This window comes from Bradyrhizobium cosmicum, from assembly GCF_007290395.2.
GTDB classification, from domain to species: domain Bacteria; phylum Pseudomonadota; class Alphaproteobacteria; order Rhizobiales; family Xanthobacteraceae; genus Bradyrhizobium; species Bradyrhizobium cosmicum.
The window spans coordinates 6,633,055-6,650,357 of the sequence record NZ_CP041656.2 but is presented as its reverse complement, the minus strand read 5'-3'; the positions used below and the strand labels follow the sequence as shown (position 1 = coordinate 6,650,357).

Genomic DNA, 17,303 nt, shown 5'->3' with positions numbered 1-17,303 from the left:
GCGCGAGCGGGGAGGGGTGATCTCTCCACACGGGCAGCGTCTCAGGTGGAGAGACTGTCACCCCACCCCGTCTCACATTTCGATGCGCTCAACGTGAGCCGACCCTCCCCCTCCAGGGGAGGGTGGCAGACGGCCTCCGTGTGGCACGAAAGGACGAGTCTCCCATGTCCCAACCGCTGCTGATCGAGCATGACGACGGCGTCGACCGGGTGACGCTCAATCGTCCTGACAGCCTCAATGCGCTCGATCCGGCTTTGATCGACGCGCTCAACGTCTACTTCCAGGGCCTGCAGCGCAACCGCGACACGCGCGTCGTGGTGCTGAAGGGCGCCGGCAAGAATTTCTGCGCCGGCCTCGATCTCAAGGCCGCGATGGCGCGCCGTGCCGGGCAGCAGGAGCCGCCCGGCGTCACGGAGTCGCTGGACTCGCAGCGGCGCATCGCCGACATCGTGATGCTGATGCGGCGCTGCCCGCAGCCGATCCTGTCGCTGGTGCAGGGCGCGGCTGCCGGTGGCGGTTTTGCGCTTGCGCTCGCCTCCGACATCCGCATTGCGACGAAATCGGCGCGGATGAACTGCGCCTTCATCAAGCTCGGCCTCGGCGGCTGCGACATCGGCACCAGCTATTTTCTGCCGCGGCTCGTCGGTGTCTCCGTGGCGTCCGAGCTGATCCTCACCGGGCGCTTCATCGGTGCGGAGCGGGCGCTCGCGGTCGGGCTCGTGTCCGAGGTCGTCGACGACGACAAGCTCGATGCGGCCGCCGAGCCCTATGTCGAGGCGATGATGATGGCGTCGCCCGTGGGGCTGCGGCTGTCGAAAGAGTGTCTCAACATGAGCATCGATGCGGGATCGCTGGAAGCCGTGATTGCGATGGAGGATCGCAACCAGGTCCTGTGCAGCCGCTCCGAGGAGTTTTCGGAAGGCATCAGGGCCTTCCTTGAGAAGCGAAAGCCTGTCTATATCAAGCGCTGAAGTGACAAAGATCCGCAAAGGACAGTAATTCCGGGAGACGCAAAATGAGTGGAAGCGCGGCGGCGGTGATGACTAAGCCCGCCTTTCGCAAGGTGGAGTGGCTTAAGCGCGACATCGATGTCGAGCGGCGCGCCGACGGCACGGTGCTGCTGAAGTCGCGCATTCCGCTGCAGGCTTACGAGAAGCATCTTCCGGCCTCGCTCGCGAAATGGGCGAGGCAAGCGCCTGAGCGCACCTGGCTGGCACAGCGCGGCGGGCCGAGCCGCGAATGGCGCAAGGTGTCCTATGGCGAAGCCAAGCGCACCGTCGATGCGCTGACGCAGGCGCTGCTCAATCTCAGGCTCGACGGTCGTCCGGTCACGATTCTCTCCGGCAATTCGATCGAGCACGCGCTGATGACGCAGGCGGCGATGCAGGCGCGCTCTCCGGCCGCACCGGTGTCGCCGGCCTATTCGTTGATGAGCCACGATCACGTCAAGCTGAAGTACCTGTTCGACCTGATCAAGCCGGCCGTGGTGATGGTGCAGGACGGTCAGATCTTCGAAAAGGCGCTGAAGGCGCTCGATCTCACCGGTGTCACCGTCGTGCACGTCGTACGTCCCTGCGACGGCATCAAGAGCGTCGGCTTTGCCGAACTCGCGGCAACGCCCGTTACTGCTGATGTCGAGGCGTCGATCGCGAAGATCACGCCGCAGACTGTTGGCAAGCTGCTGTTCACCTCCGGCTCGACCGGCATGCCCAAGGCCGTCATCAACACGCAGGAGATGATGTGCGCCAATGCGGCGATGATGATGCAGGTGCGGCCGCGCTCGCCCGACGGACCGATCGCGACGATGCTCGACTGGATGCCATGGAACCACACCATGGGCGGCAACGCGGCGTTCCATCCAATCCTGGTCGATGGCGGCACGCTCTATATCGACGATGGTCGCCCGATGCCGGGTCAGTTCGATGAGACGCTGAAAAACCTCCGCGAGATATCGCCGACCTATTACGCCAACGTGCCCGCCGGCTACGCCGCGCTCGCGGCTGCGATGGAGAAGGACGACGCGCTGTGCCGCTCCTTCTTCAAGAACCTGTCGATCATGGCCTATGGTGGCGCGCGGCTGCCCGACGATCTCTACGAACGCATGCAGGCCCTCGCGGTGAAGACGACAGGCGAGCGCATCGTGTTCTACACCGGCTGGGGCTCGACCGAGACGGCGCCGACGTCGACCGGCACCTATTGGGACACCGAGCGTGTCGGCCTGATCGGTCTGCCGTTTCCCGGCGTCGAGTTGAAGATGGTGCCGTGCGGCTCGAAATACGAGCTGCGCCTGCGCGGCGTCAATGTCACGCCCGGCTATTTCGGCCAGCCGGATCTGACGAAGAAGATGTTCGACGAGGAGGGCTTTTACTGCATCGGCGACGCCGGCATTTTCGTCGACGATTCCGATCCGGTGAAGGGCATCATCTTCGCCGGCCGGGTCGTGGAAGACTTCAAGCTCACCACCGGCACCTTCGTGCATGTTGGCTCGCTCCGCACCGACGCGATCGCGGCCGCGACGCCCGTCGTGCATGACGCGTTGGTCGCGGGGCAGGATCGCGCCTTCATCGGCCTGCTGGCCTGGCCGAACCTGCACGCCTGCCGCCAACTCGCCGGCAATCCCGATTTGAGCTTCGAGGATGCCGTGAAGCATCCCGAGGTGGTCGCCTGCTTCAGACGAGGCCTGGAGACACATAACAGGGAGTGCGAAGGCGCCAGCAGCCGCATCATCGCCCGCGCCATGCTGATGGCCGAGCCGCCCTCGATCGACGGCAACGAGCTCACTGACAAGGGCTACATCAACCAGCGCGCCGGCCTCGAGCGCCGCGCCGCGCTGGTGGCGCGGCTCTATGCGGACAAGCCGGACCAGGACGTGATCGTGCTGCGATGAGAATACACCCCTCTCACCTCGTCATTCCGGGGCGCGCGCAGCGCGAGCCCGGAATCCATCGGGCCGCATACGCCTGGAGAAATGGATTCCGGGCTCGCCGCTCCGCGGCGCCCCGGAATGACGGCATCAATACACGCGACAGACAATAAGAGGTAGCCCGCCATGAACTTTGATTTCTCCGACGACCAGAAACAGCTCCGCGATCAGGCGCGCAAATTCCTCACCGAAAAATGCTCGCCCAAGGCCGTGCGCGTCGTGCTCGACGGCAAGGCGCCCTACGACAAGGAGTTGTGGAAGGGCCTTGCCGAGATGGGCTTTCTCGGCGTCGCAATCCCCGAGGAATTCGGCGGCGCCGGTGCCGGTCATCTCGAGCTGTGCGTCATCGCCGAGGAAATGGGCCGCGCCAATGCGCCGGTGCCGTTCTCCTCGACCGTGTACCTTGCCGCCGAAGCGCTGCTGATCGCGGGCAGCGACGCGCAGAAGAAGAAATGGCTGCCGGCGATTGCCTCGGGCGAAGCGATCGGCACGCTGGCGCTGTTCGAGGGCAAGGGCAATCCGTCGCCGAAGGCCATCAAGCTGACGGCTGCAAATGGTGTGCTCAACGGCGTCAAGAAGCCGGTGGCCGATGGCGCGATTGCCGATTTCGCGGTGGTTGCTGCGCGCACGGGATCGAGCGGTCGCGACGGCGATATCTCGCTGTTCCTGGTCGATCTCAAAGCCGGCGGCGTCGAGGTGAAGAGTCTCACCAACCTCGATCCGACACGCGGACAGGCCGAGATCGCCTTCACGAACTGCAAGGCGGAGCCGCTGGGCACCGCCGGCGAAGGCTGGAGCATCCTTACCCAGGTGCTCGACCGCGCGGCCGTGCTGTGCGCCTTTGAGCAGGTCGGCGGCTCCGACCGCGCGCTGGAGATGGGCCGCGACTACGCGCTCGACCGCATCGCGTTCGGCCGCCAGATCGGCTCGTTCCAGGCGGTCAAGCACATGCTCGCCGACATGTATGTGTCGGCGACGCTGGCCCGCTCCAACAGCTATTACGGGGCCTGGGCGCTTTCGACCAACGCCGCCGAACTGCCTGAAGCGGCCGCGGCCGCGCGCATCAGCGCCACCCAGGCGTTCCAGCATTGTGCGAAGAACAACATCCAGGTTCACGGCGGCATGGGTTTCACCTGGGAATTCGACTGCCACATGTATTACCGCCGCGCCAACGCCATGGCGCTCGGGCTCGGTAGCCTCACTTATTGGGAAGACCAGTTGATCGACCGCATGCGCAAGAAGAACGCGGCGTAGTCGCTATTGGTGTCCCGGACGCGACGCGGCATGCAATGCCGCTTCGCAGAGCCGGGACCCAGGGCCGCAATGGGCCCCGGATCTGCAGCGCACCACTTCGTGCTGCGCAGCGTCCGGGGAACGAAACAGAGAGATGAGCCATGAACTTCGACGACACCCCGCAGGAAGCCGAATTTCGCGCCACCGCGCGCGCCTGGATCGGCGCCAACGCGCCCAAACAATACGAGGACGATCTGCGCAAATCCTCGCTAGGCCGCACCGTGCTCAAGAACGGCAATATTCTCGAGGTCGCAAAGGCCTGGCAGAAGAAGAAGGCCGACGCCGGCTGGGCCTGCCTGCACTGGCCGAAGGAGTATGGCGGCCGCGGCTCGTCGCCGATCGAGCGCGTGATCTGGCAACAGGAAGAGGGGCCGTTCGGCCAGCTGTCGCGCATGTTCATCATCGGCCACGGCATGTGCGGGCCGACCATGATGGCGTTCGCGCGCGAGGAGCATAAGCGCACCTATCTGCCGCCACTCGCCTCCGGCGAAAAGGTCTGGTGCCAGCTGTTCTCCGAACCTGCCGGCGGCTCCGACGTCGCGGGCCTGCGCACGCGCGCCGAGAAGGACGGCGACGACTGGATCATCAACGGCCAGAAGATCTGGACGTCGGGCGCGCATTACTCCGACTACGGTATTTTGCTCACCCGCACCGATCCGACCGTGCCCAAGCACAAGGGCCTCACCATGTTCTTCCTGGACATGAAGAGTCCCGGCGTCGAGGTGCGGCCGATCAAGCAGGCGAGCGGCGCCTCCGATTTCAACGAGGTCTATTTCACCAATGTCCGCATTCCCGACCACCAGCGCCTCGGCGAGGTCGGCGACGGCTGGAACGTCTCGCTGACCACGCTGATGAACGAGCGCAGCGCGATCGGCGCGGCCGTCTCGACCGGTTTCCCGGAGCTCTTCGAATATTGCTCCAGCCTGATGCTGGATGATGGTCCGGCGATCGAGGATCGCGCGGTGCGCTCGAAGCTGGCGAACTGGGCGGTGAAGGCGAGCGGGCTGAAATACACCAGCATGCGCGCGATCTCGGCGCTGTCCAAGGGTGAGCGGCCAGGCCCGGAAAACTCCATCGGCAAGCTGGTCGCGGGCTCGATGATCCAGGACGTCGCGACCTACGCACTCGACTTGCAGGGCGCGAGCGGCGTGATCAGCGGCGAGGATGCCGAACTCGCCGGCCGTTTCCAGGCGATGCTGTTGCGCGCGCCGGGCACCCGCGTCGAAGGCGGCACCGACGAGATCATGCGCAACATCATCGCCGAGCGGGTGCTTGGTCTGCCCGGTGACATCCGTGTCGACAAGGACGTGCCGTTCAACAAGATCCCGACCAAGGGAAGAGGGTAGAGGTTCGCCATGAATTTCGACGATACCCCGCAGGAAGCCGCATTCCGCGCCACCGCGCGCAAATGGGTCGAGGCCAACGCTCCGAAGGAGCTTGAGGCCGAGCTGTCAAAATCCTCGCTCGGCCGCATCCGGCTCGCCCATCACGACATGGTCGAGGTCGGCAAGGCATGGCAGAAGAAGAAGGCCGAAGGCGGTTGGGCCTGCCTGCACTGGCCGAAGGAATATGGCGGTCGCGGTGCGACGCCGATCGAGAAGGTGATCTGGCAGCAGGAGGAGGGCGTCTATGGCAAGCTGACGCAACCGTTCCAGATCGGCGAGGGCATGTGCGGTCCGACCGTGATGGCTTGGGGCAGCGAGGACGCCAAACGCCGCTATCTGCCGAAACTCGCTTCGGGCGAGGAGATCTGGTGTCAGCTGTTCTCCGAGCCCTCCGCCGGCTCCGACGTTGCGGGCCTGCGCACACGTGCCGAGAAGAAGGGCGACAATTGGGTCGTCAACGGCCAGAAGATCTGGACCTCGGGCGCGCATTATTCCGACTACGGTCTGCTGATCGCGCGCACCGACCCGAACGTGCCCAAGCACCAGGGCCTCACCATGTTCTTCCTGGACATGAAGAGTCCCGGTGTCGAGGTGCGGCCGATCAGGCAGGCCAACGGCATGCAGGAGTTCAACGAGGTCTATTTCACCGATGTTGTGATCCCCGACAGCCAGCGCCTCGGGGCCGTCGGTGAGGGCTGGAGCGTGTCGCTGACGACGCTGATGAACGAGCGCATGTCGATCGGCGCGCGTCTTGCGACCGGCGTCCCCGAGTTGTTCGAGTTCTGCTCGAACCTGATGCTGGAGGACGGCCTCGCTATCGACGATCCAGCCGTGCGGTCGAAGCTGGCGAGCTGGGCGGTGAAGTCGAGCGGGTTGAAATACACCAGCTACCGCGCGATCTCGTCGCTGTCGAAGGGCGACCGGCCGGGACCGGAAAACTCCATCGGCAAGCTCGTCTCCGGCATGATGCTGCAGGACATCGCCACCTACGCCATGGACCTCCAGGGCGCGGCCGGCGTCCTCACCGGCTCGGACGAGGAGACGGTGCAGGGCCAGTTCCAGCAGATGCTGCTGTCCTCGCCTTCTATGCGCATCGCCGGCGGCACCGATGAGATCCTGCGCAACATCATCGCCGAGCGCGTGCTGGGATTGCCCGGCGACATTCGCGTCGACAAGGATGTGCCGTATACCAAGATCCCGACCAAGGGTAGATGATGTGGCATTGTGGGGTGGGTTACGCCTTCGGTGAACCCACCCTACGAAGAGAGCTAATTCATGGACGCAAAAGTGAACCAGACCGACCGCATTGGCGTGCTTGAGGAGCTCCTCAACGAGCGCTATTCCGTGCGCGCTTTCCTGCCGAAGCAGGTCGACCGCGCGACGATCGAGCATGTGCTGACGACGGCGCAACGCACGGCGTCCTGGTGCAACAGCCAGCCGTGGCAGGTCATCATCGCCAGCGGCGAAGCCAAGGAGCGCTTTCGCCAGCTGATCTACAAGGAAGCGTCGGGCGGATTGGGCGACGATTACGACTTCACTCCGCCGCGCGAGTATGTTGGCGTCTATCTGGAACGCCGCCGCGAGAGTGGTTTTCAGCTCTATAATACGCTCGGGATCGCCCGCGGCGACAGAAGCGCCTACGCCAAGCAGGCGCTGGAGAATTACAATTTCTTCGGCGCGCCGCATGTCGCGATCATTCACACTAATGAACCGCTCGGCATCTACGGCGCGATTGATTGCGGCGCCTATGTCTCGAACTTCATGCTGGCCGCGCAAGCGCTCGGACTCGGCACCATTCCGCAGGCGGCGATTGCGCGCCATTCCGGCCTGATCCGCCGTCACTTCAATCTGACCGACGACCGCCGCATCGTCTGCGGCATCTCGTTCGGCTATGCCGACAACACGCACAAGGTGAACAGCTACCGCACTTCGCGTGCGAGCGTGGCTGAAACGGCGACGTTCGTGGACGAGTAATCGAGACGCGCAAAGGCGGCCGCGAGGACGGCCGCCTTCACATCGGGTCTCGGATCGATTGACGCCGGCGGCTATCCGCCGCTGCCGCCGATCACTGCGCGAATGGTCTCGTCGGGCCCGAAGTCTTCGGCGCCGTCGACATAGAGCAGCGCGGCGAGCTTCGAGCGCGCGCGATTGACGCGACTCTTGATCGTGCCGACCGCACAGCCGCAGATCGCGGCCGCGTCCTCATAGGAAAAGCCGGAGGCGCCCACCAGGATGAGCGCTTCGCGCTGGTCCTGCGGAAGCTTCTCGAGCGCGCCGCGAAACTCCTCGAACTCGAGATGGGCGTTCTGCGAGGGCTGGGTCTTCAGCGTCTTGGCATAGTTGCCTTCGGCGTCCTCCACCTCCCTCCGCCGCTTGCGATAGTCGGAGCGGAACAGGTTGCGCAGGATCGTGAACAGCCACGCCGGCAGGTTCGAGCCGGGCTGGAACGAGTCGATGTTGGCGAGCGCACGCAACAGCGTTTCCTGCACCAGATCGTCGGCGCGGTCCGCATTGCCGCTGAGCGAAATCGCGAACGCGCGCAAACTTGGCACAGCCGCGAGGATGTCGTCACGCAGGGAGTCCGTGAGAGGCATTAATCCCTCCCATTGTTGTTGTCGTTAGAGCCCCCGTCGGTTTCCACTTGGGGTGCGCCTCCCGGAGCATCGAGCTTCTTGATCAGTTCCGCGAACCGGTCCGGAACCCCCTGCCGCACCACGTCATCGTACATGGCGCGCAGCTGATGGCCGATCCGGGACTGAATCTCCGGAGTTAGGCCTCCCTTGCCGGGGGTCGTGCTTTTGCTGACTTGAGACTTGAGATCTTTCATGACCTGTTCCACGTTTCCCCGAGTTAAGTAACTGTAAAATCGAGAAGTTCTCTCAACCGGGAGCCGTTCCCTGGACGAGTTCAATTCCAGGTTCGACAAAAAGTTCCCGGATCTGGGGAACTTTTCTTATTCTGGGGCGTCATCAGCCCCAGTAGGGGAACCCGGGCCTCCCCTCGCAGTTCCAGATTTTCAAGGTTGGCCCGAATGAATGGAGTGGGGATGTCCCGTTCGCAGCTTGTTGCTGAACACTTGCCGTTGTTGCGCCGGTATGCGCGCGCCCTGACGGGCAGCCAGGCCTCCGGTGACGCCTATGTCGCAGCCATGTTGGAAGCCATGCTGGGGGATCCGTCAGTCCTCGACGAGAGCCACGGGCCGCGAGTTGGCCTGTTCCGGCTGTTCACCCAGATCTGGAATTCGGTGTCGGTCAATGACGACGCCGAAGTGGCGACGCTGCCGATGCCGCCGGAGCGCCGGCTCTCGAACATCACGCCCCTGCCGCGGCAGGCGTTCCTGCTGCTCTCGCTCGAGGGATTTTCGGAGGAGGAAGTCGCCTACGTGCTCGGCACCGACGTCGCCGAGACTCGGCGGCTTGCCGACGCCGCGGGACGCGAGATGGCGGCCGAGATCGCCACCGACGTGCTGATCATCGAGGATGAGACCTTCATCGCCATGGACCTCGAGAGCCTGGTGAAGAACCTCGGTCACAATGTCGTCGGCGTCGCGCGCACCCATGCCGACGCGGTGGCGCTGGCCAAGAACAAGCGTCCGGGCCTGATCCTGGCCGATATCCAGCTCGCCGACGGCTCGTCCGGCCTCGACGCCGTCAACGAGCTGCTGAAGACGTTCGAGGTGCCGGTGGTGTTCATCACCGCCTATCCCGAGCGCTTCCTGACCGGCGAGCGTCCCGAGCCGGCGTTCCTGATCTCAAAGCCGTTCCAACCCGCGATGGTGTCGGCTGTGGCGAGCCAGGCCCTGTTCTTCCAGCGCAACTCGCGCAACCGCGCGCCCAAGGCGCCGGCGGCGTAAACAAGGCAATATTAGCGAATGAGCCGATCCGGCGTGCTGCAAGGCACGCCGGATTTTTCTTGTCCGATGGCCGTGCTTGACGGCCATCGAATTCGCCGCTCATACCTCGTGCATCGCCCAATCGGAGATATGCCTATGGACCAAGCGCTGCTCGACCGCCTCGCGATCCGCGATCTCGTCGAAAATTGGGCGGTGTGGCGCGACGCCGGCGACTGGGAACGCTTTGCGACCGTCTGGCACGACGAGGGCTGGATGTCCGCCACCTGGTTTCAGGGGCCGGCGCGGGATTTCATGCGCGTCAGCCAGGAGGGATTTGCCAGGGGCGTGCGCATCCTGCATTTCCTCGGCGGGACCAGCATCGACCTCGCCGGCGAGCGGGCCATCGCACAAACCAAGATGACGATCTCGCAGCGTGCCCCGGTGCATGACGTGGTTTGCGACGTCGTCTGCACCGGGCGTTTCTACGACTTCCTGGAGAAGCGGGAGGGCCATTGGGGCATCGTCCGCCGCCAGCCGATCTACGAGAAGGACCGGATCGACCCGGTCGATCCCGCTGCAACGCTTCAACTGGATCAAAAAGCGCTCGCCGCGCTGCCCGAAGGCTACCGCCACCTCGCCTACATGCAGGAGTTGATCGGCTACAAGGTCAAGCGCGACATGCCGGGCCTCACCGGGCCGGAGGTCGAGAAGCTCTATGGTGAGGGGCGGGCGTGGCTGGTGGGGATGGCGAAGTAAACGCCAGACAAAAGTAAGGCGCGACTGGCATCACCACAGTCGCGCCCTACGTCGCCGGCTTATGGGGCAGGGGGGAATAGCCGGCTGTTGAGACGACTCGCAGGCCACGGAGTCGTTCCAGCCGGCTGCAAAATTTTTCATACGGCCTCCGATTTTTCGCACACGGTTAAGTGATCTTAACGGCTGAGAACTTGCGGTCGTCTCCTTGCGTTGTTCCCACGATCGCCATGGGGCGAGGGATCGACAGCCATGTCACAGATTTACAAAGCATTTTTCGGTGCAGTCGCGATCACCTTCGCGCTCGGCGCCGCGCAGCTGGCCTCCGGCCACGATCTGGCCGACCGCTGGCAGGCCGTCGCCGACAAGGCCGACAAGCCGGGCCATAACGTCAATCGCTCCGGCAAGTCCGACCGGCTCGCCGATCTCAAGCAGGGAGTTCCCTCCCGCACCGTGTCGATGCGGCTGAACGATCTCGCAGATACGTCGGTGCTGCTGCGGGTCCCCGCGGTGATCGAGACCGGCAACGCCAAGCCGCCGGCGCTGCTGAAGGATCAGAAGCTGGGTCGCAACAAGCCGACCATCGCCTGCGAGCCGATGGTCAGCTCCCTGACCGAAGTGGCAAAACTGCTGCAGCCGGGCCGCTGCGTGACCTGATCCGCGGCGCCCGTGGAAAAATCGCCCTCCCGTCCGGAGGGCGATCGTTCACGTCCACTTGATCCCCCATCCCCTCGCGCTATATCCCGGGTTTCTTCCCCTTTTGATTGACCGGGTAAATGCATGACGACGTCCGATACCGCCGCGCATACGCAGCCATTCCAGGCCGAGGTTTCCGAGCTGCTGCACCTCATGGTGCACTCGGTCTATTCCGAGACCGATATTTTCCTGCGGGAGCTCGTCTCCAACGCCTCGGATGCCTGCGACAAGCTGCGCTACGAGGCCATCGCCAATCCGGCCCTGCTCGGCGAGGGCGACGCCCTCAAGATCCGCATCATCCCGAACAAGACGGCTGGAACGCTCACGATCGCCGACAACGGCATCGGCATGGAGCGGCAGGAGCTGATCGACCATCTCGGCACCATCGCCCGCTCCGGCACCAAGGCCTTCGTCTCGAAGCTGAAGGAGGCCAAGGAGGGCCTCGGCCTGATCGGCCAGTTCGGCGTCGGCTTTTATTCCGCCTTCATGGTGGCCGAGAAGATCGTGGTGGTCAGCCGCCGCGCCGGCGAGAGCGACGTCTGGACCTGGACGTCATCCGGCGGCTCCGGCTTCGAGATCGCACGGGCCAGCGACGAGGACGCGGCGCGCGTGGCGCGCGGCACCGAGATCGTCCTGCACTTGAAGGACGACGCGAAGAAGTATCTCGAGGCCTACGAGATCGAACGCATCATCAGTGCCTATTCTGACAACATTCTCTTCCCGATCGAACTCGTGCCGGAAGAGGGCGAACCACGCCAGATCAATTCGGCGAGTGCGCTGTGGCAGCGCTCGAAATCCGAGTTGACTCCGGAGGACTACAAAAAGGCCTATCAGCAGATCGCCTCGGCCTTCGACGATCCCGCGATGACGCTGCACTATCGCGCGGAGGGCCGTTACTCCTACGCAGTGCTGCTGTTCGCGCCGTCGACCAAACCGTTCGACCTGTTCGAGCCCTCGCGCAAGGGGCGCGTCAAGCTCTATGTCCGCCGCGTCTTCATCACCGACGATGCCGATCTGCTACCGGGGTACTTGCGCTTCATCCGCGGCGTCGTCGATAGCGAGGATCTGCCGCTCAACATCTCGCGCGAGATGCTGCAGAACAATCCGCAGCTCGCGCAGATCCGCAAAGCCGTGGCGACGCGTGTCGTGTCGGAGCTGGAAAGCCTCGCCGACAAGGACCCGGAGAATTTTACCAGGATATGGGACGCTTTTGGCGCGGTGCTGAAGGAAGGCGTCTACGAGGATTTCGAGCGTCGCGAAAAGCTGCTCGCGCTGTCGCGTTTCACCACCACCACGGGCGAGAAGCGCTCGCTGAAAGACGTCATCGCCGGTTTCAAGCCGAACCAGACCGAGATCTACTACCTCGTCGGCGACAGCATCGAGCGGCTGAAGTCCAATCCGCGGCTGGAGGCTGCAACCGCGCGCGGCATCGAGGTGCTGCTGCTGTCCGATCCCGTCGACGCCTTCTGGACCTCGATGCCGACGGAATTCGACGGCAAGCCGATGAAGTCCCTGAGCCAGGGCGATCTCAATCTCGACCTGATCCCGCGCACCGACGAGACGGACGAGGCGAAGAAGGACGAGCCGGCGGCGGATGAAGCCGCCACCATCGCCGTGATCAAGGCGGCGCTCGGCGAGCGTGTGACCGACGTCAAGGCCTCAACGCGCCTCACCAGTTCCGCCTCCTGCCTCGTTGCCGACAGCCAGGGTCCGAGCCGCGAGCTCGAGCGCATCCTGTCGCAGCAGAACCGGGGCATGCGCACCAAGCCGATCCTCGAGATCAATCTGCGCCACCCGCTGGTCACGGCGATCACCAGGGCGCAGGCCGGCTCCAGGGACGTCGACGATCTCAGCCTGCTCCTGCTCGAACAGGCGCAGATCCTGGACGGCGAGCTGCCGGAAGATCCCGCCGCGTTTGCCTCACGGTTGAACCGGCTGGTCTTGCAGGGACTCGGCGCATAGCGTCATTGGTCGCGTCCGTGCGGTGCATCACGCACCGCACTCACCTTGCCGTCATATGGTTCCAGGAACGGTCGCCTCCGGCGTGGTGTTGTGCCATAGGAGGCGGTCGGCACCAGCTCCGCCGACGCCATCGATTCGAGGATGTTTCCATGCGCTTGCCGATCCTGACCCTCACCGCAATTGCCACGCTGTTCGTCGCGGCAGACGCCAGCGCCCAGACCTATGATCCGCGCTATCCAGTGTGCATGCACGTTTACACGCCGGGCGGCTGGGGCGGGGGCGGCGACTATTACGACTGCTCATTTACTTCGATCCCGCAGTGCCGTGCGTCGGCTTCGGGCCGCTCCGCGAGCTGCGACGTCAATCCCTATTACGCCTTCAACGAACCGCCGCCGGCCCCGCGCCGTCGTCACAAGAAAGAGCACTAGCGGTCGGCGATGCGGCGTCCCGGGATGTTCTTGATGCGTTGTTCCTTCGGTCTGGCCATGATCGCCGGTATACTGCTCGCGGCTACACCGTCGCATGCGCAGACCTTCGACCCCCGTTATCCCGTCTGCATGCACGTCTATTCCGGCGCGAGCGGCGGCGGTGGAGAGTGGTACGACTGCTCCTTCACCTCGCTGCCGCAGTGCCGCGCCACGGCGACTGGCCGCGCCGCGACCTGCGATCTCAATCCGTATTATCCGGTCAACATGCCGGCGCCGCGTCGTTACCGTCAGCCGGTCGTCCACTAACCTCCGCGCTCCCGCCGGATTCCGGCCACTCCCGAGGTTGAGCCAGATCAACGTACGCATCTGCGATCCCTGACAGCCTTCGACCTAAAGCCCGACAGCAGGAGTCCGGCATCATGCCGGCCCTCCGATCGGGCGCATGAGGCGAGGAGATCTCCATGAACGGGCGTACTCTCACCACGCTCGCTGGCGCGACCCTTGGCATGATCGCGGCTTCCCAACCGGCTCGCGCAGACATGATCGCGCGTTATGAATGCAGCACCGCCGGCTTCTACAGCCAGGAGCCGATTGGCGACCGCCCAGACCACAATCTGGTGGCCCAGGACTACGTCTGCGTCGGTGTCGATGGTCTGCTGAAGGGTGCGGTCTATTCAGCTTCGAATGCGGTGGAGTGGGACGGTCCCAAGGCGACCATCGTATTTGGAGGTGGCGTGCACCGGATACCGGGTGGGCGTCTCGTAACGCAGCTCATCGAGGGCACCGCTCACGTCGTGATGAAGGACGGCAAACCCGTTGGCGTGGAGTCTTCCGGTAGGGCGGCCATCAAGTTCGCCTCGGGCCCGTTTGCGGGGTTGAGCGGCAAGAGCGTCAGGTTCGTGACGACACCCGTCAGTCCAATTCGTTTCAACCTCGAATTCACGGCGGACTAGAGGAGGGCTGTCGCGCCAGGCGGGCGCTACTCCTTCCTGATCCCCGACAGCTCCACCACCTTGCGCCAGCGGTCGGTCTCCGCCGTCAGCATGCTGCCGAACTCGCCAGCATTGCCATGCAGCGGGATCGCGCCGAGTTCGGCGATGCGGGCCTTGATCTCGTCGTCGGACAGCGCCGTGTCGATCTCGCGATTGAGCAGGTCGACGATCTCGCGCGGCGTGTCGTGCGGCGCGCCGACGCCGTAGAATGAGCTCGTCTCATAGCCTGGAAGTGTCTCGGCGATCGGCGGCACGTCGGGCAGAATCTCCGAGCGGTCGCGCGTGGTCACGCCGAGTGCGCGGAGCTTGCCGGCGCGCACCAGCTCGAAGGACGAGGTGACGTTGTCGAACATGCCCTGGATCTGGCCGCTCACGACGTCGGTCAATCCCGGCGCCGAGCCGCGATAGGGCACGTGGGTGAACTGCACGCCGGCCATCGACTTGAACAGCTCGCCCGAGAGATGCAGCGACGTGCCGATGCCGGAGGAGGCGATCGACATCTTGCCGGGACTGGCCTTGGCGTAGGCGACGAAGTCGGCGACGGTCTTCACCGGCAGGTCGTTGTTGACGACCAGCACCAGGGGAATTCGGGCGACACCCGCGACCGGCGCGATGCCCTTGGCGAAATCATACGGCAGTGCCGGATCGAACGAGGCGTTGATTGCATTGGCGGTCGAGGTCAGCAGCAGCGTGTAACCGTCGGGCGCGGACGTGATCACCGCTTGTGTCCCGATGTTGCTGCCGGCGCCAGGCTTGTTCTCGACCACGAAGGTCTGGCCGAGCCGGTCGGACAAGCGCTGGCACAGCAGCCGCGACAGCACGTCGGTCGCGCCGCCCGCCGCATAAGGCACCACCCACTTCACGCTGCGCGAGGGATAGGAGGGATTGCCGATCGCAAATGCGCGCGGCGCGGCGAATGCCGCTGCGGCAAAAGCCGCGATCTGAAGGAAATGGCGTTTGGTGATCATCCGCGTCTCCGCTCCCGCTGCACCGCTCGTACAAGAAATGGAGGGTGAGCGCAGCATTCGGCCTCGTCGCCTTGCTATCGCAAGAATCGCAACAGACCGCACGCCGATCCCGTCGGCTTGGTAAAGGATGACTGGAGTTAATCGTGCACTAACCGGCTTTTACCTTGTCTCTTAACACCTGGGCAGGGCGCGCGGATTAGACTACCGCAATCAGCAGGCACGTTCCGAAAGAATGAACGACATGACCACCGGCGTCATCGAGCAACCGAAAGCCGCGCGCGCTCCCTCGGCATCGAAGATCTGGCTCACGGCGATCGAGCTCACCGCGCGCATCGAAACGCTGCCGGGCCGCTTGTTCGCGGACGTCGTCGACGATTGGGCGCGGCGCCAGCCCGACCGCATCGCGCTGGTCACGGACGACGCAGACTTCGACTATGACGGGCTCGCTAAACGCATCAACCGTTACGCGCGCTGGGCGCGCTCGGTGGGCGTGGCCAAGGGCGACCCTGTCGGCCTGATCATGCCGAACGGCATCGACTATGTCGCCGCCTGGCTCGGCATCAGCCGGGTCGGCGGCGTGGTCGCGTTGCTCAACACGAAGTTGGTGGGACAGTCGCTCGCGCATTGCATCGACGTTGCGGCGCCCTCGCATCTCATCGTCGCACATGATCTGGCGGAGACGCTGGAGAGCGCGAAGCCGCATCTGAAGACCGAAGCAAAGATCTGGAGCCATGGCGATGCCCGCAGCGAGCGGGCCATCGACGTTGCGCTCGCAGCACTCGACGATGCTCCGCTGTCACCGGACGAGCATGGCGACGTCACGATCAACGACCGCGCCCTGCTGATCTATACGTCCGGAACCACCGGCCTGCCGAAAGCGGCCAGCATCAGCCATCGCCGCATTCTCAACTGGGGGTTCTGGTTCGCCGGCCTCACCGGTGCCACGCCGCAGGACCGGCTCTATGATTGTCTGCCGCTGTTCCACTCGGTCGGCGGGATCGTCGCGCCGTGCAGCATGCTGGCCGCCGGCGGCTCGGTGGTGATCGCGGACAAATTCTCGGCCTCGAGCTTCTGGCCGGACATCGTGCGGCATGACTGCACCCTGTTCCAGTATATCGGCGAACTCTGCCGCTATCTGCTGAAGGCGCCGCCGTCGGAATACGAGAACCGGCATCGTCTGCGTCTCGTCTGCGGCAACGGCCTGCGCGGCGACATCTGGGAGGATTTCCAGACCCGCTTCGCCATTCCGCGCATCCTCGAATTCTACGCCGCGACCGAAGGCAATTTCTCGCTGTTCAACGTCGAGGGCCAGCCCGGGGCGATCGGCCGCATCCCGCCGCTGCTCGCGCATCGTTTTCCGGCGAGCCTCGTCAGGCTCGATCCCGACAGCGGCGCGCCGCTGCGTAATGAAGATGGCCTCTGCATCGCCTGCACCCGCGGCGAGGCCGGCGAAGCCGTCGGCCGCATTGGTTCCGCGGACAACGGCGGTGGCCGCTTCGAGGGCTACACCGATGCGGGCGAGACCGAGAAGAAAATCCTGCGTGACGTCTTCGCCAAGGGCGATGCCTGGTTCCGCACCGGCGATCTGATGCGGATCGACGACAAGGGCTTTTTCCATTTCGTCGATCGCATCGGCGACACGTTTCGCTGGAAGGGCGAAAACGTCGCGACGTCCGAGGTCAACGACGCGGTGCGCGACTTCACCGGCGTGGTCGACGCCACCACCTATGGTGTCAGCATTCCCGGCACCGACGGCCGCGCCGGCATGAGCGCGATCGTCGTCAACGAGGGTTTTGACATCGCAGCGCTGCCCGCGCATCTCGCGCGACGTCTGCCGGCCTATGCCCGCCCCGTCTTCGTTCGCCTCTCGCGCGAACTCGATGCGACCGAGACCTTCAAGCAGAAAAAGGGTGATCTCGCCCGCGAGGGATTTGATCCCGGTGAGATCGCCGATCCGCTGTTCGTGCTCGATCCGAAATCCGGTGCCTATGTTGCGCTCACTTCCGAGGCTTATGCGCAGGTCGTCGATGGTGCGGTCAGGCTGTAGCCCCGCGCGAAATCCGCAGATAGG

The 17,303-nt window shown here is 64.4% G+C and carries 17 protein-coding genes; 14 read left to right on the top strand and 3 right to left on the bottom strand.

Annotated elements, in window-relative coordinates; genetic code table 11:
- Positions 1–164 precede the first annotated feature (164 nt).
- From FNV92_RS31680 to FNV92_RS31655, 6 genes are all read left to right on the top strand, one after another.
- Entirely contained in the window at positions 165–971 is an 807-nt protein-coding gene (locus FNV92_RS31680) for an enoyl-CoA hydratase/isomerase family protein (protein ID WP_143843145.1), read from the top strand.
- A 44-nt stretch (positions 972–1,015) separates the two neighbouring features.
- Complete coding sequence (locus FNV92_RS31675; protein WP_143843146.1) at positions 1,016–2,887, top strand: AMP-binding protein; 1,872 nt, start codon at positions 1,016–1,018, stop codon at positions 2,885–2,887.
- Positions 2,888–3,049: 162 nt separating this feature from the next.
- The gene (locus FNV92_RS31670; protein ID WP_143843147.1) at positions 3,050–4,177 is read left to right on the top strand and encodes an acyl-CoA dehydrogenase family protein; all 1,128 of its coding nucleotides are present in this window, start codon (positions 3,050–3,052) and stop codon (positions 4,175–4,177) included.
- A 140-nt stretch (positions 4,178–4,317) separates the two neighbouring features.
- Entirely contained in the window at positions 4,318–5,562 is a 1,245-nt protein-coding gene (locus FNV92_RS31665; protein ID WP_143843148.1) for an acyl-CoA dehydrogenase, read from the top strand.
- Between the two features lie 9 nt (positions 5,563–5,571).
- Entirely contained in the window at positions 5,572–6,816 is a 1,245-nt protein-coding gene (locus FNV92_RS31660) for an acyl-CoA dehydrogenase (RefSeq protein WP_143843149.1), read from the top strand.
- A 60-nt stretch (positions 6,817–6,876) separates the two neighbouring features.
- The gene (locus FNV92_RS31655; RefSeq protein ID WP_143843150.1) at positions 6,877–7,575 is read left to right on the top strand and encodes a nitroreductase; all 699 of its coding nucleotides are present in this window, start codon (positions 6,877–6,879) and stop codon (positions 7,573–7,575) included.
- Positions 7,576–7,646: 71 nt separating this feature from the next.
- Here the strand turns inward: FNV92_RS31655 and FNV92_RS31650 are convergent, their stop codons facing one another.
- Positions 7,647–8,195: a sigma-70 family RNA polymerase sigma factor gene (locus tag FNV92_RS31650; protein WP_015688805.1), complete on the bottom strand. Its 549-nt coding sequence runs from the start codon at positions 8,193–8,195 to the stop codon at positions 7,647–7,649.
- Positions 8,195–8,428, bottom strand: a complete 234-nt coding sequence (locus tag FNV92_RS31645; RefSeq protein ID WP_015688804.1) for a NepR family anti-sigma factor — start codon at positions 8,426–8,428, stop codon at positions 8,195–8,197. The genes FNV92_RS31650 and FNV92_RS31645 overlap by 1 nt, the downstream gene beginning before the upstream one ends.
- A 219-nt stretch (positions 8,429–8,647) precedes the next feature.
- Between FNV92_RS31645 and FNV92_RS31640 the strand changes: the two genes are divergently transcribed.
- From FNV92_RS31640 to FNV92_RS31610, 7 genes are all read left to right on the top strand, one after another.
- The gene (locus FNV92_RS31640) at positions 8,648–9,454 is read left to right on the top strand and encodes a response regulator (RefSeq protein ID WP_015688803.1); all 807 of its coding nucleotides are present in this window, start codon (positions 8,648–8,650) and stop codon (positions 9,452–9,454) included.
- Positions 9,455–9,589: 135 nt separating this feature from the next.
- The gene (locus tag FNV92_RS31635; RefSeq protein WP_143843153.1) at positions 9,590–10,189 is read left to right on the top strand and encodes a nuclear transport factor 2 family protein; all 600 of its coding nucleotides are present in this window, start codon (positions 9,590–9,592) and stop codon (positions 10,187–10,189) included.
- 249 nt (positions 10,190–10,438) lie between these two features.
- On the top strand, positions 10,439–10,843 hold the full coding sequence (locus tag FNV92_RS31630) for a hypothetical protein (protein ID WP_015688801.1): 405 nt from the start codon (positions 10,439–10,441) through the stop codon (positions 10,841–10,843).
- Between the two features lie 123 nt (positions 10,844–10,966).
- Positions 10,967–12,844 carry a molecular chaperone HtpG gene (gene htpG / locus FNV92_RS31625; protein ID WP_143843154.1) on the top strand — a complete coding sequence of 626 codons (1,878 nt, stop codon included), beginning with the start codon at positions 10,967–10,969 and terminating at the stop codon, positions 12,842–12,844.
- Between the two features lie 149 nt (positions 12,845–12,993).
- Entirely contained in the window at positions 12,994–13,272 is a 279-nt protein-coding gene (locus tag FNV92_RS31620) for a DUF3551 domain-containing protein (RefSeq protein WP_015688799.1), read from the top strand.
- 33 nt (positions 13,273–13,305) lie between these two features.
- Positions 13,306–13,578, top strand: coding sequence for a DUF3551 domain-containing protein (locus tag FNV92_RS31615; protein WP_143843155.1), 273 nt, complete (start codon positions 13,306–13,308; stop codon positions 13,576–13,578).
- Positions 13,579–13,733: 155 nt separating this feature from the next.
- Positions 13,734–14,225, top strand: a complete 492-nt coding sequence (locus FNV92_RS31610) for a hypothetical protein (protein ID WP_143843156.1) — start codon at positions 13,734–13,736, stop codon at positions 14,223–14,225.
- 26 nt (positions 14,226–14,251) lie between these two features.
- On the opposite strand, the gene FNV92_RS31605 is transcribed toward FNV92_RS31610, so the two are convergent.
- Positions 14,252–15,232 carry a Bug family tripartite tricarboxylate transporter substrate binding protein gene (locus tag FNV92_RS31605; RefSeq protein ID WP_143843157.1) on the bottom strand — a complete coding sequence of 327 codons (981 nt, stop codon included), beginning with the start codon at positions 15,230–15,232 and terminating at the stop codon, positions 14,252–14,254.
- Between the two features lie 232 nt (positions 15,233–15,464).
- Here FNV92_RS31605 and FNV92_RS31600 point away from each other — a divergent pair, with 232 nt between their 5' ends.
- Positions 15,465–17,279 carry a long-chain-acyl-CoA synthetase gene (locus FNV92_RS31600; RefSeq protein ID WP_143843158.1) on the top strand — a complete coding sequence of 605 codons (1,815 nt, stop codon included), beginning with the start codon at positions 15,465–15,467 and terminating at the stop codon, positions 17,277–17,279.
- Positions 17,280–17,303: the final 24 nt, after the last annotated feature.